General features: G+C 65.4%; 14 protein-coding genes. 8 read left to right on the forward strand and 6 right to left on the reverse strand.

Annotated elements, in window-relative coordinates; all coding sequences use genetic code 11:
- Positions 1-8: 8 nt before the first annotated feature.
- A complete protein-coding gene (gene malQ, locus K410_RS0129475; RefSeq protein ID WP_028138213.1) occupies positions 9-1,970 on the reverse strand; it encodes a 4-alpha-glucanotransferase in 1,962 nt (653 codons plus the stop codon).
- 221 nt (positions 1,971-2,191) lie between these two features.
- On the opposite strand from malQ, the gene K410_RS0129480 reads away from it, so the two are divergent.
- The 6 genes from K410_RS0129480 to treY are packed head-to-tail and all read left to right on the forward strand — an operon-like array spanning position 2,192 to position 16,194.
- The gene (locus tag K410_RS0129480) at positions 2,192-4,138 is read left to right on the forward strand and encodes a maltotransferase domain-containing protein (RefSeq protein ID WP_028138214.1); all 1,947 of its coding nucleotides are present in this window, start codon (positions 2,192-2,194) and stop codon (positions 4,136-4,138) included.
- Positions 4,139-4,148: 10 nt separating this feature from the next.
- The gene (treS, locus tag K410_RS0129485) at positions 4,149-7,442 is read left to right on the forward strand and encodes a maltose alpha-D-glucosyltransferase (RefSeq protein ID WP_028138215.1); all 3,294 of its coding nucleotides are present in this window, start codon (positions 4,149-4,151) and stop codon (positions 7,440-7,442) included.
- Positions 7,435-9,573: a 1,4-alpha-glucan branching protein GlgB gene (gene glgB / locus K410_RS0129490; RefSeq protein ID WP_028138216.1), complete on the forward strand. Its 2,139-nt coding sequence runs from the start codon at positions 7,435-7,437 to the stop codon at positions 9,571-9,573. The genes treS and glgB overlap by 8 nt, the downstream gene beginning before the upstream one ends.
- A gap of 3 nt (positions 9,574-9,576) precedes the next feature.
- Positions 9,577-11,655 (forward strand): glycogen debranching protein GlgX, encoded by a 2,079-nt coding sequence (gene glgX, locus K410_RS0129495; protein ID WP_028138217.1) that lies wholly within the window; start codon positions 9,577-9,579, stop codon positions 11,653-11,655.
- Positions 11,652-13,406, forward strand: coding sequence for a malto-oligosyltrehalose trehalohydrolase (treZ, locus tag K410_RS0129500; RefSeq protein ID WP_028138218.1), 1,755 nt, complete (start codon positions 11,652-11,654; stop codon positions 13,404-13,406). The genes glgX and treZ overlap by 4 nt, the downstream gene beginning before the upstream one ends.
- A gap of 1 nt (position 13,407) precedes the next feature.
- Complete coding sequence (treY, locus tag K410_RS0129505; RefSeq protein ID WP_028138219.1) at positions 13,408-16,194, forward strand: malto-oligosyltrehalose synthase; 2,787 nt, start codon at positions 13,408-13,410, stop codon at positions 16,192-16,194.
- A 2-nt stretch (positions 16,195-16,196) separates the two neighbouring features.
- Here the strand turns inward: treY and K410_RS0129510 are convergent, their stop codons facing one another.
- Positions 16,197-16,514: a polyhydroxyalkanoic acid system family protein gene (locus K410_RS0129510; protein WP_028138220.1), complete on the reverse strand. Its 318-nt coding sequence runs from the start codon at positions 16,512-16,514 to the stop codon at positions 16,197-16,199.
- A gap of 181 nt (positions 16,515-16,695) precedes the next feature.
- Between K410_RS0129510 and K410_RS38750 the strand changes: the two genes are divergently transcribed.
- Entirely contained in the window at positions 16,696-16,860 is a 165-nt protein-coding gene (locus K410_RS38750; RefSeq protein ID WP_008560028.1) for a DUF3309 family protein, read from the forward strand.
- Between the two features lie 115 nt (positions 16,861-16,975).
- Here K410_RS38750 and ligD read toward each other — a convergent pair whose 3' ends face one another.
- Complete coding sequence (ligD, locus tag K410_RS0129520; protein WP_028138221.1) at positions 16,976-19,660, reverse strand: DNA ligase D; 2,685 nt, start codon at positions 19,658-19,660, stop codon at positions 16,976-16,978.
- Between the two features lie 116 nt (positions 19,661-19,776).
- Here ligD and ku point away from each other — a divergent pair, with 116 nt between their 5' ends.
- Complete coding sequence (gene ku, locus K410_RS0129525; protein WP_028138222.1) at positions 19,777-20,655, forward strand: non-homologous end joining protein Ku; 879 nt, start codon at positions 19,777-19,779, stop codon at positions 20,653-20,655.
- Positions 20,656-20,753: 98 nt separating this feature from the next.
- Here the strand turns inward: ku and K410_RS0129530 are convergent, their stop codons facing one another.
- From K410_RS0129530 to K410_RS0129540, 3 genes are read right to left on the reverse strand one after another with little or no spacing between them, the layout of a single operon-like run.
- Positions 20,754-21,443 (reverse strand): response regulator, encoded by a 690-nt coding sequence (locus K410_RS0129530; protein WP_028138223.1) that lies wholly within the window; start codon positions 21,441-21,443, stop codon positions 20,754-20,756.
- Positions 21,440-24,163, reverse strand: a complete 2,724-nt coding sequence (locus K410_RS0129535; protein WP_028138224.1) for a sensor histidine kinase — start codon at positions 24,161-24,163, stop codon at positions 21,440-21,442. The genes K410_RS0129530 and K410_RS0129535 overlap by 4 nt, the downstream gene beginning before the upstream one ends.
- Positions 24,164-24,203: 40 nt before the next feature.
- Positions 24,204-24,809 (reverse strand): K(+)-transporting ATPase subunit C, encoded by a 606-nt coding sequence (locus K410_RS0129540; protein WP_028138225.1) that lies wholly within the window; start codon positions 24,807-24,809, stop codon positions 24,204-24,206.
- Positions 24,810-24,883 lie beyond the last annotated feature (74 nt).

The raw sequence follows: 24,883 nt of genomic DNA on the forward strand, positions 1-24,883 counted from the left end.
CCGGCCGATCAACTCCCGCCGTTCAACGAACGTTCCCGCGTTGCCGCTCGCAAGGCCGTGAGGTCGACCTTCGAGGCGATCTTGTCGAGTGCGACGGGAAGACGCTGGCGCCAGTTCGGATGTTCGTCGATCGTGCCGGGAATGTTGGGCTGGTCGATCACGCCGAGCAGATCCTCCATCGACACCGCGAGCAGCCGCGACGGCGTGCGCGACAGGAAGGCGAGCACCGAATAGAGGTCGTTGGCCTTGATGCCGTTCTGGCGCAAGATCTCGTCGAGCCTGCCGAGCGCGTCCCAGCGCGCCTGATCGTTCTCGCCGGGATCGAGCCCGAGCGAACGCTTCATCTTGAGGTCGCCGAAGGAGCGCCAGCCGGCATAGGTCGACAGGTCATGCGTGTTCAGCGTGACCAGCGCATTGGGCCGGTAATGCTCGACGTTGCGGAAGCGGCCGGTCTCGTCGCGCTCGAACATCATCACGAGGTAGGACCAGATGCCGAAATCCTGCATCATCTCGCGGAAACCCTCCGGCACGGTGCCGAGATCCTCGCCGATCACGATGCATTTGTGGGCCGCGCTCTCGCGCGCCACGACGCCGAGCAGCGCCTCGAACGGCATCTGCACATAGGCGCCGTTGTCCGGCTTGAAGCCGCGCGGAACGAGATAGAGCCGCTTGAGGCCGAGCACGTGATCGAGCCTGATCGCGCCGGCATGGCGCATCGAGGCCGCCAGCATGTCGGCGAACGGCACGAAGGATTGCGCCTCCAGGCCGCCGGCGTTGAAGCCCGCAAGGCCCCAGTCCTGGCCGATGGTGTTGAGCACGTCGGGCGGGGCGCCGACGGCGAGATGGCGGGAGATCGCCATCTGTTCGTTCCAGGCATCGAAGCCGTTGGACTGCACGCCGACCGCGACGTCGAGATAGAGCCCGACGCGCATGCCGAGCTGGCTGGCGAGCTCCTTGGCGGCATGCAGCTGACTGTCCGCGGTCCATTGCACGAATTCGACGAATTCGACCTCGCGCTTGTCGGGTCCATCGCGCAGTTCGGCGCACTTGGCCTCGTCCGGCTGCCGCCATTCCGCTGGCCATTCCCACCACGGAGCGGCGAAGCGATGGCGCAACACCTCGAAGCAGGCAAAGCGGGACAACAACGGCGCGCGGGCGGCGCGGAAGGCGTCGAACGCCTTGCGGCGCGCTTGGCTCCCGCTCGCCACGAAACTGTTGAACGCGGCGCGCAGGGCGAGCCATTTCAACGCCGCCATGTCGGCGTAAGGCACGCGATCGCCCTGACGCAGACGAGCAGCGGTCGCCGCCGCGTCGGGCACGAGGTCCGCCGAGAATTCGGGGATGGCCTCGACGTCGATATAGAGCGGATTGAGGAACAGCCGGCTGTTCGGCGAATACGGACTGCAGTCGGACGGCTGATCGTCGAACAGAACGTGCAGCGGATTGAGCCCCACGCCGTCGGCCCCGAGCTGCTTGGCGAGCCGGACCAGATCGGCGAGGTCGGTGAAGTCGCCGATGCCCCAATTGCGGTCCGAACGGACGCTGTAGAGCTGCACGGCGAGCAGCCAGCCGCGGTCGAAATCGCCGCCGAAGGCGCGCTCCGGCGCCACGATCATCGGCACCTCTTCGGTCACACCTTCGGCATCGGTCAGCGTCAACCGGTGATAACCCAGCGGCAGGCCGGCGGGCCAGGCGATCACGGGCTCGCGTGTCTCGCCCTGGGCCGTCGATTTGCCGTTGGCGGTTAATCTCCATTGCAGCGGCGGCGCGCCGATGGCGGCCAATTCCGTGCGCGGATGTCCGAGCGCGCGGACCACGACCGGCCCGTTGACGAAGCGGTAAACCCGCTTTTCCGGCAGAGCGTCGAGGATCGACTTCAGGGCCACGGGGTCGGTGACCCGCAGCTTCCCAAGCGCATCAATGAATTCGGATTGAACGCCCTTGATCCGGGCTTGAGCTAAAAGATCCATACGGCACGCAGCTTGCAGGCCATTCTTCGGCCGGGGGCATCGATTTTAACGAGGCAGCGGAAGACGTTAGTCTGGGTCAACTCACAAACCATGCCTGCCGTTCCCAGGGGGAACTAATGACACACAAGCGGCTTTCTATATAGGGTATCAAGCGTAGGTTCCCGACAAGGGAAACGGGCCCCTGCTCCCTTGTCACCTGCTTTCTTGTCAATGGCATCACCGTGAACAAGACAATTCAAACTGTCGAAAGTGCCGCAGCCGGCAGCGCTTTCCTCATCGAAGACGTCTATCCCGCGATCGATGGCGGCCGCTTCGCCGTGAAGCGGATCGCGGGCGATCGCGTCGAGGTGTGGGCCGATGTCTACCGCGACGGCGACGCCGTGATCGGGGCCGCGCTGCTCTGGCGCCCCGAGCAGGACCGGGATTGGCGCCGCGAGCCGATGATCCAGCACGGCAATGACCGCTGGTCCGGCGCTTTCACACCGGTGGAGCCCGGCGGATACTTCTTTGCGATCGAGGCCTGGACCGACGAGTTCGCCACCTGGTCCCACGGGATCGCGCGCAAGCAGCGAACGGGCGCCGATGTCAATCTCGACGCGCTCGAGGGTGCCAGCCTGCTGACCAAGACCCACGGCGCGCCGCAGGCCGCGGCGGCAATCATCGTCCGACAATGCGAGGATTATCTTCAGACCGGCGATGTCACCTCGCTGCTGGCGAGCGAGCTCGGCGATGCCATGGCCGAGAGCCAGTCCCGGCCCGACCTGACCCGCTCACAATCCTTCCCGCTTGTCGTCGACCGCGACAGAGCGCGGTTCGGCGCCTGGTATCAGATGATGCCGCGCAGCCAGAGCCGGATTCCCGGCTGGCACGGCACGCTCCGCGACTGCATCGCACGTGTGCCCGATATCGCGGCGATGGGATTCGACGTGCTCTATTTCACGCCGATCCACCCGATCGGCCGCAGCCGCCGCAAAGGCCGCAACAATGCGCCGGTGGCGCGTGAAGGCGAACCCGGCTCGCCCTATGCGATCGGCGCTGCCGAGGGCGGCCACGACGCGCTGCATCCCGAGCTCGGCACCATCGAGGACTTCCGCGCACTGGTCGCGACCTGTCTCGAATACGGCCTCGAGCTGGCGCTCGACTTCGCCGTGCAATGCTCGCCGGACCATCCCTGGCTGACGCAGCATCCGGAATGGTTCAAATGGCGGCCGGACCGCTCGGTGCGGACGGCGGAGGGGCCCTATTCGGACATCGTGATTCCCGATTTTGCCTCGGTCGACCGCGTCGGCCTGTGGAGCGCCTTTCGCGATGCCATGCTGTTCTGGATCGACCACGGCGTCACCATCTTCGCCATCGACAATCACGACACCGCGCCGCTTGCGTTCTGGGACTGGCTGATCGGCGACATCCGCCGCCGGCATCCCGAGGTGATCCTGTTCTCCAAGACGTTTGCGCGGCCCAAGCTGATGAAGGGACTCGCCAAGCTCGGCTTTGCGCAGTCCTTCACCTATTTCCCCTGGCGCACCTCACGGTGGGAGCTGGAGCAATATCTCGGCGAGCTGACGCGCTATCCCGAGCGCGACTTCTATCGTCCGAACCTGTTCGTCAACACGCCCGACCTGCTGCCCTATCATCTCCAGAGCGGCGAAGCCTGGGCGTTCAAGTCGCGCCTTGCGCTGGCGGCCACGTTGTCGGGCAGCTACGGCGTTTACAGCGGGTTCGAGCTGCTCGAGCACGAAGCGATTCCCGGACGCGAGGAGTATCTCGATTCCGAGAAGTACCAGATCAAGCAGCGCGACTGGGACCAGCCCGGCAACATCAAGTCCTACATTGCCGACCTCAACCGCGTCCGCAACGACAATGCCGCGCTCCAGCAAACGGCGAATTTGCGCTTTCTGGATGTCGACGACGGCGAGACCATCGCCTTCGTCAAGGAAGCGGCCGAGCCCGCCAACTCCGTCGTCATCGTGATCGCACTTTCCGGCCGGTCGCGCGAATGCTGGCTGCCGCTCGGCGACGTCACGGTTGACGCCGGCGGGCAGCGTCACCATGTGACGACACTCGAAAACCTCCTCACCGGCGAACAGTCCCGCATCGAATGGGGCGGGATCAGGTTGCGTATCGATCCTGACCGCGATCCGGCGCTCTTGTTCCGCTGTCTGGCGTAAGGGGCACGCCATGAATGTTCTGTCTTCCGTCGACACCAAGAAAGCCGAGGCTGCCGAGATCGTGGACGAGCTGTGGTACAAGGACGCCATCATCTATCAGCTGCACGTCAAGGCCTTCGCCGACAGCAACAATGACGGCATCGGCGACTTCGCCGGACTGACCGAGAAGCTGCCCTATCTGCAGGAGCTCGGCGTCACCGCGCTGTGGCTGTTGCCGTTCTATCCCTCGCCCGGCCGCGACGACGGCTACGACATCGCCGATTACGGCTCGGTCAATCCCGATTTCGGGACCATGAAGGACTTCAAGCGCTTCATCCAGGAGGCGCAGAAGCGCGGCCTGCGCGTCATCACCGAGCTCGTGGTCAACCACACCTCGGACCAGCACAAATGGTTCAAGCGCGCGCGCCGCAGCCATCCGGGCTCCAGCGCCCGCAACTGGTATGTCTGGAGCGACACCGACCAGAAATACCAGGGCACGCGCATCATCTTCACCGACACCGAGAAGTCGAACTGGACGTGGGATCCCGAGGCCGGCGCGTTCTACTGGCACCGCTTCTTCTCGCACCAGCCGGACCTCAATTTCGACAATCCGCGCGTGGTCAGCGCGCTCATCCAGGTGATGAAGCGCTGGCTGGACGCCGGCGTCGACGGCTTCCGCTTGGATGCCATTCCCTACCTCTGCGAACGCGACGGCACCAACAACGAGAACCTTCCCGAGACGCACGCCATCATCAAGCGCCTGCGCCAGGAGCTCGATTCCTACTCCAAGGGCAAGCTGCTGCTGGCCGAGGCCAATCAATGGCCCGAGGACGTGCAGGAATATTTCGGCCGCGGCGACGAATGCCACATGGCCTATCACTTCCCCTTGATGCCGCGCATCTACATGGCGATCGCGCAGGAGGACCGCTTCCCGATCACCGACATCCTGCGCCAGACGCCGGACATTCCGGCGAGCTGCCAATGGGCGCTGTTCCTGCGCAACCATGACGAGCTGACGCTGGAGATGGTGACCGACGTCGAACGCGACTATCTCTGGACCACCTACGCCAACGATCCCCGCGCCCGCATCAATGTCGGCATCCGCCGGCGCCTCGCGCCGCTGATGGACAACGACCGCCGCAAGATCGAGTTGATGAACTCGCTGCTGCTGTCCTTCCCCGGCACGCCGATCATCTATTACGGCGACGAGATCGGGATGGGCGACAACATCTATCTCGGCGACCGCAACGGCGTGCGCACGCCGATGCAGTGGAGCCCGGACCGCAATGGCGGCTTCTCGCGCTGCGACCCGGCGCGCCTCTACGCGCCGCTGATCATGGACCCGGTCTACGGCTACGAATCGGTCAACGTGGAGGCGCAGTCGCGCAGCCTGTCGTCGCTGCTCAGCGCCACCAAGCGGCTGATCTCGGTCCGCAAGTCGACGCTTGCCTTCGGCCGCGGCACCATGACCTTCATCCGGCCGGCCAACCGCGCCGTACTGGCCTATGTCCGGCAATATCGCGACGAGGTGATCCTCTGCGTCGCCAATTTGTCGCGCGCGGCGCAAGCTACCGAGCTCGACCTGTCGCCGTGGAAGGACCGCATTCCGCAGGAGATGCTCGGCCGCACCCGCTTCCCGGCGATCGGCGAACTCCCCTACATGATCACGCTGGGGCCCTATGGCTTCTACTGGTTCCAGCTACAGGAGCGCGACAAGTCCGAGCCGGTGACGCCGCGCGCGGTGCCGGAATTCGAGACGCTGGTGGTGCCGGTGAATTCGAACTGGGTGTCGCTGGCCCGCGAGCGCGGCGTGTTCGAGCGCGACGTGCTGCCCGGATTCCTGTCACGCACAAGGTGGTACCCCGAGCACAATCCGAAGCAGATCAAGGCCACGCTGACCTCGGCGGTGCCGTTCAGCGACATCGGCGACAACAGGCCCTGGATCGCGTTCTTCGAGACCACTCGGAACGACGTGACCACGCGCTACGTGATGCCGATGCAGATCGAATGGGTGCGCTTCGATCGCGAGCGCTTCAATCCGAAGGCGCTCGCCGCCGTGCGCCAGGGCGCGCGCGAGGGCACGCTGCTCGACGTCGCGACCGACCAGATCTTCATCGGCCTGTTCCTGCGGGGTCTGTCGCAGAACCTGGTGGTGGAGGAGAACAATCTGCGGCTGGAGTTCAAGGCGACCAGCCGGTTCGCCGACTACACCATCAAGGAGCCCCAACGCATCCGCGCCATCGAGCAGTCGAACAGCACCGCGCTGGTCGACAACCAATACGTCGCCAAGATCTACCGCCGGCTCGAAGGCGGTGTCAGCCCCGAGATCGAGATCGGGCATTATCTCACCGAGGTCGCGCGCTTCGCCAACACACCGGCGCTGCTCGGCAGCGTCGAGCTGATCGAAGGTGACCAGCGCAGCGCGCTCGGCGTGCTGCATGCCTATGTCGAGAACCAGGGCGACGGCTGGACCGTGACCACGGGCTATCTCGATCGCTATATCGACGACCAACGCGTCGTCCCGATCGGCGAAGCGCTGCGCGAGACCCAGGAGCAAGCGCTCTATCTGCACTTCGTCGCGCAGATCGGCCGGCGCCTCGGCGAACTGCATGTCGCTCTGGCCGCGGCAGAGCCGGTCGAACTCGCTGCGGAGCCGATCGACTCCGCATACGTCAAGCGGCTCGTATCCGACCTCAAGGCGCGCGCCGAGCGGGTATTCGATAGGCTGGCCGAGAGCCGCGAGGGCCTACGGGAGGCGGACCGGCCGCTGGTCGATCGGCTCACGGACGCGCGTACGCTCCTCTCCGAGCATCTGAGCGGGCTCTTGCCATCCGAGATCGGTGGGTTGAACATCCGTCATCATGGCGACTTCCGGCTCGGGCAAACTCTGATCGTGAAGGACGATATCTTCATCATCGACTTCGACGGCGATCCGCGTGTGCCCCTGGCTGCCAAGCGGCGCAAGGCGCCTGCCGCCCGCGATGTCGCCGGGCTGATCCATTCGATTCATGTTTCGGTCAATGCCGCCCTCAGTCACGCACCAACCGGTGCCTCCGAGGAGCACGACCGGCTCGCAGCCGCACTCGACGAATGGCGCGAGCGTGCCACCGCAACCTTCCTGTCCGCCTACCGCGAAGCCATGACCGATCAGCGGCTATGGCCGGCAGATGCGCAATCGAGCGAGGGACTGCTGCGGTTCTTCCTGCTTGATCAAGCCTTCAATGACGTAGAGTACGAGCTGTCCCACCGGCCTGAGGGGCTGCATGCGCCGCTGACCGGACTGCTTCGCATTCTGTCCAAGACCGAGAGCGAAGCCCATGCCTAAACTTCCTGCCGAGGCCTATGCCATCATCGAGGGCCGCCACTCCGACCCCTTCCACTATCTCGGGCTGCATCCCGAGGGCGGCAAAAGCGTGGTGCGCGCGTTTCTGCCCGAGGCTTCCAACGTCGAGGCGGTCGGCGACCATGGCGAGGTCGCGCCGCTCGACCGCGTGCACGATGCCGGTCTGTTCATCGGCGCCCTGCCCAACGGCTCGAAGCACTACCAGTTGCGCGCGAAATTCGGCGACAGCGTCGTCGAGTTCGAGGACGCTTACCGCTTTCCACCGATCCTGACGGATTTCGACCTCTATCTGCTCGGCGAGGGCACCCACCAGCGGCTCTATGACAAGCTTGGCGCCCATCCGATGCGGCTCGAGGGCATCGACGGCATCGGCTTCGTGGTGCTGGCGCCGAATGCACGGCGCGTTTCCGTGGTTGGCGATTTCAATTTCTGGGACGGGCGGCGCCATCCGATGCGGGTGCGCGGCGCCGGCTATTGGGAATTGTTCATCCCGCACGCCAAGGCCGGCGATCACTACAAGTTCGAGATCATCGGGCCGCATGGCCACCTGCTACCGCTGAAATCCGATCCGATGGCGTTTGCGAGCGAAGTCCGTCCGAAGACGGCCTCCATCGTGTTCGACGAAGCCCATCTGCCGCGGCCACGTCCGGCGCCGGACGGCATCAATGCGCTGTCGGCGCCGATGTCGATCTACGAGGTTCATCTCGGCTCGTGGCGGCGCAAGAACGGCGATGAATGGCTGACCTATCGCGAGCTGGCCGAGCAGCTGCCGGCCTACGCCCGCGACATGGGCTTCACCCATCTCGAATTCCTGCCCGTGAGCGAGCATCCGTTCGACGGCTCGTGGGGTTATCAGCCGACCGGCCTCTATGCGCCCACCAGCCGCTTCGGGAGCCCTGAGGATTTCGCCGCCCTGGTCGATGCCTGCCACCGCGAGGGCGTCGGCGTGCTGCTCGACTGGGTGCCGGGTCACTTCCCCGACGATCCGCACGGGCTCGGCAGTTTCGACGGCACCGCGCTGTACGAGCACGCCAACCCGCTCCAGGGCCGCCACCTCGACTGGGGCACGCTGATCTACAATTACGGCCGCACCGAAGTGACCAACTTTCTGGTCTCGAACGCGCTGTTCTGGATGGAGCGCTATGCCATCGACGGGCTGCGTGTCGATGCCGTCGCATCCATGCTCTACCTCGACTACAGCCGGCCCCCCGGCGCGTGGATCCCGAACCAGTATGGCGGCCGCGAAAATATCGAGGCGATCAACTTCTTGCGTCGCTTCAACACCGAGGTCTTCGCCCGCTTCCCGCAGGCGACCACGGCGGCCGAAGAGTCCACCGCCTGGCCGCAGGTCTCGCGCCCGGTCGAATTCGGCGGGCTCGGCTTCGGCTACAAGTGGAACATGGGCTGGATGCACGACACGCTGGACTACATCAGCAAGGATCCGATCCACCGCAAATACCATCACGACGAGATCCTGTTCGGCCTGCACTACGCGTTCTCGGAGAACTTCATCCTGCCGCTCTCGCATGACGAGGTCGTGCACGGCAAGCGATCGATCCTCGGCCGCATGCCCGGCGACGAGTGGCAGCGCTTTGCGAATTTGCGCGCCTATTACAGCTTCATGTTCGGCCATCCCGGCAAGAAGCTGCTGTTCATGGGCGCGGAAATCGCGCAGAGCCGCGAATGGAATCATGACCAGTCGCTCGACTGGCATTTGCTCGAATACAAGTACCATTCCGGCACCCAGGCGCTGATCCGGGACCTCAACCGCCTCTATCGCGCGGTGCCGGCGCTGCACCAGATGGACTGCGACCAGGCCGGCTTCGAATGGCTGATCACGGATGACGCCAACCGCAACGTGTTCGCCTGGCTGCGCAAGGGATTTGACGAGCACGCGCGCTGTCTCGTGGTCGTCAACTTCTCGCCGAACGTCTATCAGAACTATCGCGTTCGCGTGCCCTTCGCCGGCAAATGGAAGGAAGTGCTCAACTCGGATTCCGCCCATTATGGCGGCAGCAATGTCGGCAATATCGGTGAAGTCCATGCCGAGGGCGGCGAGCTCCGCCTCACTATTCCGCCGCTCGCCGCGATCTTCCTCGTTCCGGAAAGCTGACACATGCGCCTGACTGCCGGATCGCCCGCACGCCTCGGCGCAAGCTGGGACGGACGCGGCACCAATTTCGCGCTGTTCTCCGCCAACGCGCAGAAGGTCGAGCTTTGCCTGTTCGACACGCAAGGCCGCCGCGAGCTCGAGCGCATCGAACTGCCCGAGAAGACCGAGGACGTCTGGCACGGCTATCTCAACGACGTCTCGCCCGGGCAGCTCTACGGCTATCGCGTGCACGGCCCCTATGAGCCCGAGCACGGCCATCGCTTCAATGCCAACAAGCTGCTGCTCGACCCCTATGCCAAGCGGCTCGCGGGACGCCTGGTCTGGAGCGATGCGCATTTTGCCTACCGCACCGGGAGCCCGCGCGAGGATCTGTCCTTTGACCGGCGCGACAACGCGCGCGGCATGCCCAAGGCCGTGGTGGTCGACGAGACCTTCAACTGGGGCCGCCGCGAGATCCGTCCCAACATCCCCTGGGAAGACACGATCATCTACGAGGCTCACGTCAAGGGGCTGACGCAGAAGCGCGACGACGTGCCGCCGAACTTGCGCGGCACCTATGGCGGCCTGTCCTCGCCGGCGATGATCGAGCATCTGAAGAGGCTCGGCGTCACCACGGTCGAGCTATTGCCGGTGCACAGCTTCGTCGACGATCGCATCCTGGTGGAGAAGAAGCTCGTCAATTACTGGGGCTACAACACGCTGTCCTTCTTCGCGCCCGAGCCGCGCTACGCCCAGGACAATGCGCTCGATTCCTTCCGCACCACCGTGGCGCGCCTGCACGATGCCGGCATCGAGGTGATGCTCGACGTGGTCTACAATCACACCGCCGAGGGCAATCACCTCGGCCCGACGCTGTGCTATCGCGGCATCGACAACGCCTCCTATTACTGGCTGAACCGCGAGAATCCGCGCTATTACGACGACTTCACCGGCTGCGGCTCGTCGGTGAACCTGACCCACCCGCGCGTGCTGCAGATGGTGATGGATTCGCTTCGCTACTGGGTCGAGGTCTGCCATGTCGACGGTTTCCGCTTCGACCTCGCCACCACGCTGGCGCGCGGGCCCAACGGCTTCGATCGCGGCATTTCGTTCTTGACCGCAATTCGCCAGGATCCGGTGCTGGCAACCGTCAAGCTCGTCGCCGAGCCCTGGGACCTCGGCCTCGGCGGCTACCAGGTCGGCGCATTCCCCTCGCAATGGTCGGAATGGAACGACCGCTATCGCAGCGCCATGCGCCGCTACTGGAGCGGCGAAGGCAGCCTGATCGGTGACATCTCCAGCCGCATGACCGCGTCGTCCGACCTGTTCAACCATGACGGACGGCGGCCGCGCGCCAGCATCAACCACATCACCGTCCACGATGGCTTCACCCTCGCCGACCTCTTCAGCTACAACGAGAAGCACAACGAGGCCAATGGCGAGGACAACCGCGACGGCTCCAACGACAATCACAGCAACAATTGCGGTGTCGAGGGGCCGACCGACGATCCTCAGATCCTCGGCCTGCGCCGCCAGCTTCGCAAGAACGTGCTGGCCTGCCTGATGCTGGCGCAGGGCGTTCCGCTGATCCTCGCCGGCGACGAGGTCGGCAACTCGCAATCGGGCAACAACAACGCCTATTGCCAGGACAACGAGATCGGCTGGGTCGGATGGGACAATCTCGGCAAGGAGGATGACGACATGGTCGATTTCGTCGCCCATCTCGCCGAGATCCGCCGCCGGTTCTCGCAGCTTCGCAGCCACCGCTGGCTCGACGGCCGCCCCGCGGACGGCGTATCCTACGGCGCGTTGTGGCTGACGCCTGCCGGCGACGAGATGACGGAGAGCGACTGGAAATTCCCGGAGGGAAGATTCCTCTCCTACGTGATGGGGCCGATGGAACCGGGCGGAGCCGCGATCTTTATCGTACTGAACGCCGCGCCCGAAGAGATCGCATTCAAATTGCCAAAAATGACAGAATACAAGAGCTGGCAGCAGATCCTGAACACGACGGATGCCAAGCTGAATACGATCGACTTCCCGCCCGGAAGCGACAGCAAGGCGCCGCCGCGCTCCGTGCTCGCCTTCGCGGGGGCGCTATGAGGCCATCCTTCGGGGCGAAGCCGACGAAGGACGGTGTGTCGTTCCGCCTGTGGGCGCCTGCCGCCCGCCGCGTCGACCTCCTGCTCGACCGACGACACGCGATGCAGCGCCGCCAGGAGGGCTGGTACGTGGCCGACATTGCCGGCCTCACCGCCGGCACCCCCTACAAGTTCAGGATCGACGACGCGATCGACGTGCCCGATCCGGCGTCGGCTTTCCAGCCCGACGACGTGTTCGGCCCGAGCGAGGTGATCGACCACGACGCCTTTTCCTGGCGTGCCCGCGATTGGCGCGGCCGTCCCTGGGAGGAGACGGTGCTGATCGAAACCCATGTCGGCACCTTCACCTCCGAAGGCACCTACCGCGCCATGATCGACAAGCTCGATCATCTCGCCGCAACCGGCATCACCGCGCTGGAATTGATGCCGCTGGCGGATTTCGCCGGACGCCGCGGCTGGGGCTATGACGGCGTGCTGTGGTATGCGCCCGACAGTGCCTATGGCCGGCCCGAGGACCTGAAGACGCTGATCGACGAGGCGCATCTGCGCGGCCTGATGGTGTTCCTCGACGTCGTCTACAATCATTTCGGTCCTGAGGGGAATTATCTCGGCCGCTATGCTCCAGCCTTCTTCACCGATGCGCACACCCCCTGGGGCAGCGCGATCGATTATCGCGTGCCGCAGGTGCGCGCCTTCGCGGTCGAGAATGCGCTGTGCTGGCTCAGCGACTACCGTTTCGACGGCCTGAGGCTGGATGCCGCCAATCACATCATGGCGATGCCCGGCGAGCAGTCGATGCTGCAGGATCTCAGCGTCGCCGCCGGCGAGCTCGCCAAGGCGACGGGACGCCACATCCATCTCGTGCTGGAGAACGGCGACAATCGCGCCAGCCTGCTTGACGCCGCACAGCAGCCGCCGAACGGAAAATATCGCGCGCAGTGGAACGACGATTACCACCACGTCTGGCACGTGATGCTGACCGGCGAGCTCGCCGGATATTACGCGGATTATCAAACGCCGCGCCTCGATCTGGCGCGCGCGCTGGCGTCCGGCTTCGTCTACCAGGGCGAGGTCTCCGAGTTCTGGGGCAAGAAGCCGCGCGGCGAGCCGAGCGGTGCGCTGCCGCCGGCGACCTTCGTCAACTTCCTGCAAAACCACGACCAGATCGGCAACCGCCCGCTCGGCGACCGGCTCGAAAGCCTGGCGTCGCCGCAGCAGATCGAAGCCGCGCTCGCGGTGACCCTGCTGGCGCCGATGGTGCCGATGCTGTTTCAGGGCGAGGAATGGGGCTCGACGGTGCCCTTCCCGTTCTTCTGCGATTTCCAGGGCGGGCTCGCCGACGCCGTCCGCCAGGGGCGCAAGCGGGAATATGCGTGGGCCTACGAAACGTTCGGCGACGAAGTGCCCGACCCGCTCGACCCGGCGACGCTGCAATCGGCGGTGCTCGACTGGACCGACCGCACGCCGCAGCAAGACGCGCGGCTTGCGCTGGTCCGCGAGCTGCTCGCGCTGCGCCGCAAGCAGATCATGCCGCGGCTGAAGGGGGCCAGCTTCGGCGCGGCCGAGGCGGCCGACAACGGCCTGCTCACCGCGCATTGGCGCATGGGCGACGGCACGACGCTGCGGCTCCTCGCCAATCTCTCGGACAAGGACATCGCGCGTCCCGAAGCCGCCACGGGCACGCCGATTTGGGGAGAGGCAGCGGGCGACCGGCTGCCGTCCTGGTCTGTGATCTGGCATCTCGGAGGTTAGCATGCCTCCTGCCATTCCTCTTGCGACCTACCGGCTTCAGCTCACTGCGGATTTCGGCTTCGACAAAGCCGCCGCTGTGGTGCCTTACCTCAAGGCGCTGGGGATCACCCATCTCTACGCCTCGCCGGTGATGAAGGCGCGCAAGGGCTCGACCCACGGCTACGACACTGTCGATCACAGCCAGTTCAATCCGGAACTCGGCGGTGAGGCCGGTTTCGCGCGACTGAACGAGGCACTCAGGGCCCACGACCTCGGTCTGATCATCGACTTCGTGCCGAACCATGTCGGCGTGCATTTCGCCGACAATCCCTGGTGGCTCGACGTGCTGGAATGGGGCCAGGCCTCGCCCCACGCGGTGTCCTTCGACATCGACTGGGATCAGCTCGCCTATCGCGCCCGCGGCGGCGTGCTGCTGCCGATCCTCGGCAAATCCTACGGCGAGGCGCTGGAGAGCGGAGAGATCGAGCTGCGCTATGACCCGGATCAGGGCAGCTTCTCCGCCTGGTATTTCGAGCATCGCTTGCCGATCGCGCCGGACCGCTATGGCGAGATGCTGCGCATGATCACGAAGGAAGCCGATGCCGTCGAGACGGAGGCCGGCAAACGCCTGCTGTCGCTCGCCGCGCGCTACACCGGGCTGCGCCGCCCCAACCGCAAGGAAGCCCCCGCCTTCAAGGCCGAGCTCAAGGGGATCGCGGGCGCCGCCGAGATCATCGCGCGCGGTCTTGCCGCTTATCGTGCCGCCAAGGATCGCCCCGCGCAGACGCTGGCGTTGCATCACCTGCTGGAGCGCCAGCACTACAAGCTCGGGCACTGGCGGCTCGCCTCCAGCGACATCAATTATCGCCGCTTCTTCGACGTCAATGGACTCGCCGGTCTGCGCGTCGAGGACGCGAGCACATTTGCCGCCACGCACCGGCTGGTGAAGCAGCTGATCGCCGAGGGCAAGCTGCAGGGCATCCGGCTCGACCACATCGACGGCCTGCGTGACCCCGCGCAATATTGCCAGCGGCTGCGCCGCCTGGTGCGCGATGCGCAGGGCAACACCAAGCCGTTCTACACGGTGATCGAAAAAATCCTGTGCGAGCACGAGCGCCTGCCGCACTTCGCCGGCGTTCAGGGCACCACCGGCTATGAATGGATGAACGTGATTTCCCAGGTCCTGGTCGACACCAAGGGCATGGCGGCGCTGGACGAGACCTGGCGGCAGATCAGCAACCGTTCACCACGGCTTGCGCCCTATGTGAAGGACGCCAAGCGGCGCGTGCTGGAGACGCTGCTCACCAGTGAATTCACCGTGCTGACGCGCCTGCTCGCACGTATCGCCAACGGGCATTACTCCACCCGCGATTTCTCCGCCGACAGCCTGCGGCAGGCGCTGGAGCTCTATGTGCTCCATTTCCCGGTGTACCGCACCTATCTGACCAACAGCGGCCCGACCGCGCCCGACCGCAAGCTGATCGACGACACCATCGCCCGCGCCCGCGCGGAATGGTTCGCCGCGGACGAAGGCATCTTCGATTTCCTGCGCGACGCCCTGACCATGGATCTGCTCAAGCCCGGGCGCCCTCCGCACAGTGCCCCGCGCGTGCGCCGCTTCGCGCTGAAGGCGCAGCAATTCACCGGGCCGATGATGGCGAAATCGCTGGAGGACACCGCGTTCTATCAATTCCACCGGCTGCTCGCGCTCAACGAGGTCGGTGGCGATCCCGCCAGCAACGGTCTTGAGATTTCCGCATTCCACCAGACCATGCAGGCCCGCGCCAGGGAATGGCCGCTGGGAATGACGGCCACTGCCACGCACGACACCAAGCGCGGCGAGGATGCCCGCACGCGGATCGCGGCCCTCAGCGAAATTCCGGGCGAATGGACCGGCGCGGTTTCGCGCTGGAAGGTGTTGAACGCGCCGCACCTCACGCTCCAGGGCAATTTCCGCGCGCCCTCGGCGACATTCGAATACATGCTCTACCAGACACTGCTCGGTGCCTGCCCGCTCGAGGGGACGATCGACGCCGGCTTCGTCGAGCGCATCCAGGCCTACGCGCTGAAGGCCGCGCGCGAGGGCAAGGAGGAGACCAGCTGGCTCAACCCGCATGAAGCCTATGAGAGCGGCATCAAGAGCTTCATCGACAAGATCCTCGACCCCGCATTGTCAGGCGAATTCCTCGATGCGCTGCAAACGCTGGCCCGCCGCGTCGCACTGCTCGGCATGTTGAATTCGCTGAGCCAGCTCACCCTCAAGGCGACGCTGCCCGGCGTGCCCGATTTCTATCAGGGCACCGAGTTCTGGGACCTGTCGCTGGTCGACCCCGACAACCGCCGCCCGGTCGACTTTGGCGCGCGGCACGCGGCGCTGAACGCGCTGGACGAGCCGGACTGGAACGGCCTCATGACGCGGTGGCCGGACGGCCTGATCAAGCTGGCCTGGACACGGCGTCTTCTCAAGCTGCGCAATGCGCTCGCCGACGTCTTCGCGCAAGGCGATTACCAGCCGCTGGCGGTGCACGGCACGCATGCGGACCATGTCGTCGCCTTCGCCCGTCGTCATGGCCGCAGCGCGGCGATCGTCGTGGTCGGGCGCCACTTCGCGCCGCTCACACAAGCGGGCCGGGAATGGCCTGCGTCGGAGAGCATTGACGCCACCATCGACCTCACCGGCTACACCGCGCCCGGCCTCGCCGGTGGTGAATTGCCGCTGGCGCAGGCGTTCCGGGATTTTCCCGCGTTCGTCGTCGAAGCCCGCACGGCAGGCGCCAACAGGCCGGCGCGACGGCGCGGACGCGCCTGAAATTACTTTCCCCCATCCTTGGTCAGCAGCAACTGACCACGCTTTTTGATCGTGGCCTGCGCCATCTCGGCAAAGCGCTGCAACAGCCAGGGTAGCACCACCTCGACCCGGACTTGGTCGTCGCCGACGTCGACCTGTCCCGTCGCAATCTGGCCGAGCGCGCGAATGCGAAACGCCATGCTGTCGCCGGTCCAGAGCTCCTCCTCGACCTGCATCACGGGAATGCTGGCCGCGGCGCGGCCGAGCCCGGTCTTGAGGCGGCGCACCGCCTCCTCGCGGCCGAGACGGTGCGGAATTGAAACGACAAGCGGTGCTGACATGGCCCTCCCCCGAATTGACTGATCTTCACATAGTCATGCCGACGGCCTGCACAAAGGTTCCATGCAAGCTGGTCCGCCAGCCGTGTTTCAATGCGGGAACTTTACAACCTGCGGCAAGTTGCCTTCGCACAACGGGACAGGTTGCAAAGGACCCTTCAAGGAAGGGCTGGAGGAGATTCGCATGTCTATCGGCACGATCATTCTGATCATTCTGATCATCGCCCTGCTCGGCGGCTTCAGCGGCATCGGCGGCGGCCCGTTCTACGGCACCGGCTATTACGGCGGCGGCGGCCTCGGGCTCGTCATCGTCATCCTGCTGATCCTGCTGTTGATGGGGCGGATATAGTCGCGCAGTCATTCCGGGGCGCGCGCAAGCGCGAACCCGGAATCTCGGGCCCGCATAACCTCTGGATTCCGGGTCTGCGCTATCGCGCAGCCCAGAATGACGTTTTGGAAGGCGCCTACTTCACCTTCCCCGCCAGCTTCTTGATCGCGGCCTTGATCGACACCGCCGCATCCTCGTAGCCCTGCCACGCCTTCGACCGCGACAGCAGGCCCGGCACGGTGCGCAGCGTATAACGCTTCGGGTCGAGATCGCTCTTCACCTGCGCCCAGGTCAGCGGCATCGAGACCGTGGCACCTGCGCGCGCCCGCGGCGACAGCGGGGCCACCGCCGTCGACATCCGGTCGTTGCGGAGATAGTCGAGGAAGATCTTTCCCTCGCGCAGCTTCTTCGACATGTTGAGCAGATAGCGCTCGGGGTTGTCGTCGGCCATCCACTGGCAAACGCCCTGCGCAAAGGCCTTCGCTTCCTTCCAGCTTACCTTGTCGCGCGCGCCGTGAAGCAGCGGCACCACCACGTGCAGGCCCTTGCCGCCGGTGGTCTTGCAGAAGCTTTCCATGCCGAGATCGGCGAGCCGCTGCCGCATCTCCTTGGCCGCCTCGACCACGTCAGCGAATTCGACGTCCGATGCCGGATCGAGATCGAACACGAGCCGGCCCGGCGTGTCATAGGCGTAGGGCGCGCAATTCCAGGGATGCAGCTCGACCCCGCCGATCTGCGCAACGGCCGCGAGTCCCTCGATGCGGTCGATCTGCAGATAAGGCTTGCGGTCGCCGGAGACGCGCGCGAGCTCCAGAAGGTTGGACGTGCCCTGCATGGCGTGGCGCTGGAAGAAGCATTCGCCCTTGATGCCGTCGGGGGCACGGATCAGCGAGCAGGGCCGGCCCTTGAGATGCACGATCATCCACGCGCCGACGGCTTCGAGATAGCGCGCGAGATCGAGCTTGGTGACGGGAGCACCCTCGCCGTCGTCAGGCCAGAGCTCCTTGTCCGGCTTGGAGATGATGACGCCCATCACCTCCGCGGTGCCGGCATCCTTGGAGCGTTTGGCCATCTTCGCGGCCCGCTTCGCGGGTGCAGGTTCGGCAAGCTCGGTGTCGACGGGCGTTTCCGCCTCCACCTCCTCGGCCGGCTTGTCCTGCCGCAGGCCCTTGAACGCGGCCTGACGGATATTGCCGTCGGCGGTGAAGCCTGCGAACTCGATCTCGGCGACGAGCTCCGGCTTCAGCCAGTGCACCTCGCGCGTCTTCTTGGGGGCATTCTTGCCGCCGAAGGGGCTTTCCTTGGCCGCCATCGCCTTCAACGACGGCATGATGCGCTTGACCTTGTCGGAGCCGAAGCCGGTGCCGACCATGCCGACGAAGGCGAGATGATCGCCGCGCTGCACGCCTGCCATCAACGAGCGGAATTTGCCGTTCGTGGTCTTGTAGCCGCCGATCACCACCTCATGGCCGGCGCGACATTTCGACTTGATCCAGCTCTCGGTGCGTCCCGAACGATACGGCGCATCCAGCTTCTTCGACACCACGCCCTCGAGCTCGAGCTTGCAGGCCGATTGCAGCACCGCATCGCCGCCGCTCTCGAAATGCTCGACATAGCGGATTTGGTTCGATTTCCGCTTGCGGGCCTCCAGCAGCTGCTTCAGCCGCGCCTTGCGCTCGCCGAGCGGCAGCCGCCGGTAATCCTGTCCCTCGGCGAACAGCAGGTCGAAAGCAAAGAAGATCAGCTCTTCGGTCTTGCCATCGGACAGCGCAGCCTGCAGCGAGGAGAAATTCGGTGCGCCGTTGTGGTCGAGCGCGACGATCTCGCCGTCGATCATCACGTCCGGCAGCGCGGCCGCCTCCTTGGCGATGGCGCCGAACTTGCCGGTCCAGTCGAGGCCCTTGCGCGTCTTCAGCGTCGCCTCGCCGTCCTCGACTCGGAGCTGCACGCGATAGCCATCGAACTTGATCTCGTGGCACCAGCCCTCTCCGGCCGGCGGCCGCTCGACCAGCGTGCAGAGTTGCGGCGCCACGAAGTCCGGCATCTCGGCGACCTTCTTCGCGCTGCTCGCTATCGTGGCTTTCTTCTTCGCCGTCCTGGTCTTGGGGGTCTTGCCGGCCTTCAACGCCGCGCGCGGTGCCGGCTTGACGGTGCGCCCCTTCGCCTCCTCGGCACGGTTGGACTGCCAGACGGCGTCGGCCTTGCCCTTGGCACCCTTCGCCAGCATGAACGGCTTTGGCGCGCGCCCCTTGCCCGCGGCGATCTGCTCCATCGCGCGGCCGGAGGCGACCGACTTGTCCTCGTCGAGAATGTCGTTGTGCTTGCCCTCGCGAACATATTCGTCGCGATGCTTGATCAGAAGCCAGTTGGTGCGCTTTTCGCCACCGCGATTGCGCATGCGCACCAGCACCCAGCTGCCGTGCAGCTTGTCGCCATGCAGAGTGAACTTCAGATCGCCCTTCTTGAACCCGGCTTCCGGATCCTCGGCCTCCCAAGTGCCGCGATCCCACAGCATCACCGTGCCGCCGCCGTACTGGCCTTCCGGAATCGTGCCTTCGAAATCGCCGTAGTCGAGCGGATGATCTTCCACCTCGACCGCCAGGCGCTTGTCGTGCGGATCGAGCGAGGGGCCTTTGGTCACCGCCCACGACTTGAACACGCCGTCGAATTCGAGCCTGAGGTCGTAGTGCAGACGGCTGGCATCGTGCTTCTGGATCACGAAGCGCCGCTGCTTCGATGGCGCGACCGCGGCCTTGCCCGACGGCTCGGGTGTCTTCTCGAAGTCACGCTTTTGTCGGTAAGTGGAGAGTTTTTGCAGCACGACTGGTCCCGCTTCTCTTTCGGCATCGAGCCTATCACGGCCAAAGTCCCGCCCGGAACCAAAACCCTGTGGGAGGGTTGGGGTTCCAAAACGCCTTGAAAACGCTGGAGAATGGAATGGCCCCGCGCGCCTATTGGAAGGGAACGTTGAAGCTGTCGCTGGTCAGTTGCCCGGTCGTGCTCTACCCCGCGACCACGGCGGCGGAGAAGACGCGGTTTCACCTGATCAACCGCGAGACCGGCAACCGGCTCAAGCAGCAGATGATCGATTCCGAGACCGGCGACGTCGTCGAGAGCGACCAGAAAGGGCGCGGCTACGAGCTGCGCAAGGGCAAATATGTCGAGATCGAGCCGGAGGAGCTCGAGGCGGTCCGGATCGAGAGCAACCATACCATCGACATCGAGAGCTTCGTGCCAAGCGAGGAGATCGACCAGCGCTACCTCAACCATCCCTACTACATCGCGCCCGACGGCAAGGCCGCGGTCGACGCCTTCGCGGTGATCCGCGACGCCATGAAGGACCAGGACCGCGTGGCGCTCGCCAAGATCGTGCTCACCAACCGCGAGCACGTCATCGCGATCGAGCCGCTCGGCAAGGGCCTGCTCGGCACCACGCTGCGCTTTCCCTACGAGCTGCGCGACGAGGACCAGTTCTTCGACGACATCAAGAGCCCGAAGATCACCAAGGACATGGTCGAGCTCGCCGGCCACATCCTGCACACCAAGGCCGCGCATTTCGATCCCGGCAAGTTCAGGGACGACTACGAGACCGCGCTGAAAGCGCTGGTGAAACGCAAGGCCAGTGGCAAGAAGATTGAATTGCCCGAGCCCGAGGAGCGGCCGAGCAACGTCGTCAGCTTGATGGACGCGCTGAAGCAGAGCCTGAAGGGCGGCAAGAAGACGGCGACAAAGTCCCATGCACGCCGCGCGACGGGACGACGGCACGCCCCGAAGAAGGCGCACCGGTCGACGGCAAGGCACAGGAAGGCGGGTTAGCAAGCCTACCGTCATTCCGGGGCGCCTCGAAGAGGCGAACCCGGAATCTCGAGGTTCCGGGTTCGGCGCTTCGCGCCGCCCCGGAACGACAGCGAGAATCAATCCCCCGCCTTGAGCCTGTACCCGATCCCCGTCTCGGTCAGCACGTATTGCGGCCGCTCCGGGTCGGCTTCGATCTTCTGGCGGAGCTGGCGGACATAGACGCGCAGATATTGCGCGTCGGTCAGTTCGTCCCAGAGTTCTTTCAGCAGGAAGCGATGGGTCAGAACCTTGCCGGCATGCTGCACCAGCACGCGCAACAGGTCATATTCCTTCGGCGACAGCTTCACCTCACGCTCGCCGACCTTGACGATGCGGCGGACGAGATCGACCGAGAGATCGCCAGTGCGGAACACCGGGCGTTCGCCCTTGACCTGGAGCTGGTGGCGCAGCGCGGCCCGCAGGCGGGCCAACAGCTCGTCCATGCCGAACGGCTTGGTGAGATAGTCATCGGCGCCGAGATCGAGCGCCTGCACCTTGCCGGCCTCGTCGCCGCGGCTCGACAGCACCACGATCGGCACCGCCTCGTCGCGGGCGCGGATGGTGCGGAGCAGTTCGTGCCCCTGCACGTCGGGCAGGCCGAGATCGAGGATGATCAACGCCGGCCCTTCGCCAAGCTTCTCCAGCGCAGTCCTGCCGTTCGACGCCTCCAGGATTTCGTAGCCTTGCGTCGTCAGCCCCATCCGCAGCAATTTACGGATCGGCGGCTCGTCGTCGATGACAAGGACCTTGATCGGCGCAGCGTTCATGCAGCGGTATCCAATGTGCGGCTCTCTGCCGGAACGGGAAGACGGACGGTGAGGACGGCGCCGCGCCGGTCGCTGCGGTTGGCGGCTGAGATCGTGCCGCGCATCGCCTCGACGAAGCCGCGGGAGATGGCGAGGCCGAGCCCGGTGCCGGGGCGGACATGATCGCCCTTCTGCACGCGGTAGAACTTGTCGAACACGCTCTCGAGCTCGTCGGGCGGAATCCCGGCCCCCTCGTCCACGATCTCGAGCACGACATGATCGCGGTCCCGCCGGCTGCGGATCGAAACCGTCGTGTCGGGCGGCGAATATTTGGCGGCATTGTCGAGCAGGTTGAACAGCACCTGCTCGAACAGCACGGCATCGAGCTGGAGCATCGGCAGATCGGCAGCCAGCACCAGCTCGACCTTGTGGCAGTTGAGAATCTTGGCCGCGCGCCGCAGCGCGCTGCCCACGATCTCACCGAGATCGTGCAGCGCCGAGTTGGGGACGATGGCGCCGGATTCGAGCTTGGTCATGTCGAGCAGATTGGCGATGAAGCGGTTGAGCCGCTCGGATTCGTCGATGACGGTGGCCAGCAGGTCGCGCTTCTCGGTGTCAGAGAGGGCACCGGCGAGATCGCGCATGGTCGAGGCCGCTCCCAGCACCGAGGCGAGCGGCGTCTTCAGATCGTGCGAGATCGAGGTCAGCAGCGCGGAGCGCAAGCGCTCGGATTCGACGGTGCGCTTGACGCGGTCCATGTCCTCGACCAGCAGCACGCGCTCGATCGCGAGCGCGCCCTGGTCGACCAGCGCATCGAGCAGCCGGCGCTGGTCCGGCGTCAACAGCGGGCCGGTGCGGTCGTTGTCGATGCCGATGACGCCGATCGGACCGCGCCCGGTGCGCATCGGCAGGAACAGCCGCTTTGCACCCGGCAACGTATCGGACCCGCGCCCGGCGGGGCGGTCGTTGCTCCACGCCCAGTTGGCGGCGGCAAGGTCGGCCTGATCGAGCTGGTCTTCCGGCGGATAGCCGGATTTCACCGTCAGCAGCCCGTTCTCCGGCAGCAGCAGCACGACGCGGACCTTCAGCATCAACGCGATCTGGTAGGCCGTGGCCCACAGCACGTCGTCGAGCGCGGCGGTGCCGGCGAGCTTGCGGCTGAAGGCATGGAGCTGCTCGGTCATCCTGATCCGGCCGATGGCGGTGTCGGCCTGGATGCGCACGCGCGCGGCGACATTGGAGACGATCATCGCCACCACCAGGAACAGCACGAAGGCGGCGACATTGGTCGGGTCGGTGATCGTGAAGGTGTAGAGTGGCGGCAGGAAGAAGAAGTTATAGCACAGGGAAGCCGCGACGGTCGCCAGCAGCGACGGCCATAAGCCATAGCGCACGGCAACCACGACCACCGCCGTCAGCAGCACGAGGTCGACGTTCTCGATGCCGAACCGGGGCTGGATCAGCTCCGCGGCGCCAAGGCCGATCAGCACGATGCCGAGCGCCTTCAGATAGGGCAGCGGATCGAACGGCTCCGACCGCGCAGCGGTCTGCACCGCGGTCTTGGGTGCGGCCTCGCCCGGCATCTCGTCGCCGGCGATGACGTGGACGGTGATGTTGCCGGCGCGGCGCACCAGATCGTGTACGACCGACCCGCGCGTCATCTCGAACCAGCGCGAGCGGCTCGACTTGCCGATCACGATCTGGGTGACGTTGTTGCCTTGCGCGAAATTGACGACGTCATCGGCGATACGGCGGCCGACCGCGGGAATCGTCAGCGCCTCGCCGCCGAGCGATTCCGCCAGTCGCAGCGTGTCGGCCAGCCGGTCCCGCTCCTGGTCGGACAGTTGCAGGGTGCGCCGCGTCTCGATCGACAGCGCGGTGAACGGCGCATGCAGCCGGTCGGCCAGACGCTTGGTGTAACGCACGAGGCCGGCAGCGCGTGGATCCTCGCTGACGCAGACCAGGATGCGCTCCCCCGCGGCCCAGGGCCCGGCAATCGCATTCGCCTGCATGTGGCTGAGGAGCTGTTCGTCGACCCGCTCGGCGGTGCGCCGCAATGCGAGCTCACGCAGCGCGGTGAGGTTGCCCGGCGAGAAATAATGCTCCAGCGCCCGCTCGGCCTGCTTGGGCACGTAGACCTTGCCCTCCTTCAGCCGCTGGATCAGATCATCGGGCGTGAGGTCAATCAGCTCGATCGCATCGGCGCGATCGAAGACCGAATCCGGCACAGTCTCGCGGACCCGGACATGGGTGATCTGGGCGACGACGTCGTTGAGGCTCTCGATGTGCTGGATGTTGACGGCGGTGTAGACGTCGATGCCGTGGGAGAGCAGCTCCTCGACGTCGATGTAGCGCTTGGGATGGCGGCTGCCGGCCGCATTGGTGTGGGCGAGCTCGTCGACCAGGGCAATCTGCGGCCGCCGCGCGATCACGGCATCGAGATCCATCTCCTCGACGATCTGGCCGCGGTACTCCAGCCGCTTGCGCGGGACCACCTCGAGGCCGCGCACCAGCGCCTCGGTCTCGGCCCGGCCGTGGGTTTCGACGAAGCCAACGACGACGTCGATGCCGGCCTTACGCTTGGCGTGGGCGCTTTGCAGCATCTCGTAGGTCTTGCCGACGCCCGGCGCGGCGCCGACGAAGATCTTCAGCTTGCCGCCCGCCCCCTCCTCCCGGCGCGCAGCTTCCAGCAGCGCCTCGGGAGAGGGACGTTGTTCGGGATCGCGGCGCTCTCGGACCATTTCATCAATATATTCATCTGCGCGCCGCGAGCCTAGACTGCTACTTCGCGACCATCCGATCGAGCGCGAGATTCAGCGCCAGAACGTTGACCCTGGGCTCGCCGAGCAGTCCGAGCAGACGGCCTTCCGTGTGGGCGGTCACGAGCTGCTTGACCTGATCTTCCTGCATATTCCGCGCCTTGGCCACGCGCGGCACCTGGAATTGCGCCGCTGCCGGCGAGATGTCCGGGTCGAGGCCGCTGGCCGAGGTCGTCACCAGGTCGACCGGCACGGGGGCGTTCGGATTCTCGGCCCTGAGCTTGGCCACATCTTCCTTGAGCCGGTCGGCCAGCGCCTTGCTGGTCGGGCCGAGGTTGGAGCCGCCCGAATTGGCGGCGTTGTAGGGGGCCGACACCGTCTTGGTCGAATCATTCGGGTCCGGCGCAACCGTCGCCGAGGGACGGCCATGGAAGTACTTGTCGTCCTTGAATTCCTGCCCGATCAGGGCGGAGCCGACCACCTTGCCGTCCTTCTCGATGAGGCTGCCCTGCGCCTGCACGGGAAACAACGTGCCGGCAATGGCGGTCATCGCGAGCGGATAGGCAAGACCGGTGATGGCGGTGAGCGCCAGCAAGAGGACGATCGCGGGGCGGATTTCTCTGAGCATGTTGAGTCTCCAATGATTTCGTCATTGCGAGCGAAGCATCTCTCCCGTCGTTCCGGGGCGATGCGAAGCATCGA

It is taken from the genome of Bradyrhizobium sp. 22 (genome assembly GCF_000482425.1).
Lineage (GTDB): Bacteria > Pseudomonadota > Alphaproteobacteria > Rhizobiales > Xanthobacteraceae > Bradyrhizobium > Bradyrhizobium japonicum_B.

Bases quoted from the DNA above. Each gene is read 5' to 3' on its own strand.
- malQ (WP_028138213.1), bottom strand. From the start codon at position 1,970: ATGGATCTTTTAGCTCAAGCCCGGATCAAGGGCGTTCAATCCGAATTC.
- treS (WP_028138215.1), top strand. From the start codon at position 4,149: ATGAATGTTCTGTCTTCCGTCGACACCAAGAAAGCCGAGGCTGCCGAG.
- glgB (WP_028138216.1), top strand. From the start codon at position 7,435: ATGCCTAAACTTCCTGCCGAGGCCTATGCCATCATCGAGGGCCGCCAC.
- glgX (WP_028138217.1), top strand. From the start codon at position 9,577: ATGCGCCTGACTGCCGGATCGCCCGCACGCCTCGGCGCAAGCTGGGAC.
- treZ (WP_028138218.1), top strand. From the start codon at position 11,652: ATGAGGCCATCCTTCGGGGCGAAGCCGACGAAGGACGGTGTGTCGTTC.
- treY (WP_028138219.1), top strand. From the start codon at position 13,408: ATGCCTCCTGCCATTCCTCTTGCGACCTACCGGCTTCAGCTCACTGCG.
- K410_RS0129510 (WP_028138220.1), bottom strand. From the start codon at position 16,514: ATGTCAGCACCGCTTGTCGTTTCAATTCCGCACCGTCTCGGCCGCGAG.
- K410_RS38750 (WP_008560028.1), top strand. From the start codon at position 16,696: ATGTCTATCGGCACGATCATTCTGATCATTCTGATCATCGCCCTGCTC.
- ku (WP_028138222.1), top strand. From the start codon at position 19,777: ATGGCCCCGCGCGCCTATTGGAAGGGAACGTTGAAGCTGTCGCTGGTC.
- K410_RS0129530 (WP_028138223.1), bottom strand. From the start codon at position 21,443: ATGAACGCTGCGCCGATCAAGGTCCTTGTCATCGACGACGAGCCGCCG.
- K410_RS0129535 (WP_028138224.1), bottom strand. From the start codon at position 24,163: ATGGTCCGAGAGCGCCGCGATCCCGAACAACGTCCCTCTCCCGAGGCG.
- K410_RS0129540 (WP_028138225.1), bottom strand. From the start codon at position 24,809: ATGCTCAGAGAAATCCGCCCCGCGATCGTCCTCTTGCTGGCGCTCACC.